Source organism: Streptomyces solincola, assembly GCF_002982015.1.
Taxonomy (GTDB): Bacteria; Actinomycetota; Actinomycetes; order Streptomycetales; family Streptomycetaceae; genus Streptomyces; species Streptomyces solincola.
In genome coordinates this window covers 1-1013 of record NZ_PVLV01000323.1, presented here as the reverse complement: position 1 = coordinate 1013, position 1013 = coordinate 1, and the positions used below count along the sequence as shown (strand labels likewise).

General features: G+C 70.2%; 1 protein-coding gene. It reads right to left on the bottom strand.

Annotated features, from left to right (window positions below):
• Positions 1-882: adenosylhomocysteinase (locus tag C6N75_RS20515; RefSeq protein WP_105870378.1), on the bottom strand; the 882-nt coding region annotated here is incomplete at its 3' end.
• Positions 883-1013 lie beyond the last annotated feature (131 nt).

Genomic DNA, 1013 nt, shown 5'->3' with positions numbered 1-1013 from the left:
GGTGACGATGACGCGGGCGCCCTGGCCGCGCAGGGACTCGGCGGAGCCCTTGCCGACGTCGCCGTAGCCGCAGACGACGGCGGTCTTGCCGCCGATGAGGGTGTCGGTGGCGCGGTTGATGCCGTCGACCAGGGAGTGGCGGCAGCCGTACTTGTTGTCGAACTTCGACTTGGTGACGGCGTCGTTCACGTTGATCGCCGGGAAGAGCAGAGCGCCGTCGCGGTGCATCTCGTAGAGGCGGTGGACGCCGGTGGTGGTCTCCTCGGTCACGCCGCGGATCTCGGAGGCGAGCCGGGTCCACTTCTGCGGGTTCTCGGAGAGGGTGCGGTTGAGGAGGCGCAGGATGTACGCGTACTCCTCGCTGTCCGCGGTGGCCGGGTCCGGGGCCTGGCCGGCCTTCTCGAACTCGACGCCCTTGTGGACGAGGAGAGTGGCGTCACCGCCGTCGTCCAGGATCATGTTCGGGCCGCCGGTGGGGCTGTCCGGCCAGGTCAGCGCCTGCTCGGTGCACCACCAGTACTCCTCCAGCGTCTCGCCCTTCCAGGCGAAGACGGGCACGCCCTGGGGGGCCTCCGGGGTGCCGTCGGGGCCGACCGCGATGGCCGCGGCGGCGTGGTCCTGGGTGGAGAAGATGTTGCAGGACGCCCAGCGGACCTGCGCGCCGAGCGCGACCAGGGTCTCGATCAGGACGGCGGTCTGCACGGTCATGTGCAGGGAGCCGGTGACCCGGGCGCCGGCCAGCGGCTGCGCCTCGGCGTACTCGGCGCGGATCGCCATCAGGCCCGGCATCTCGTGCTCGGCGAGGGTGATCTCCTTGCGGCCGAACTCGGCCAGGGAGAGGTCGGCGACCTTGAAGTCCTGTCGGTTCGCGACAGTCGACATATCGAGCTGCTCCTCGTGAGTGGGTCGAGGGTGGGTACGTCTGGCTCTGCGAGATGGCCGCATCCAAGGATGCCTGGCCGGGCACGGGTGCCCGGCCAGGCATCCTTGGATGCGGCCATCTCGCAGAGCCA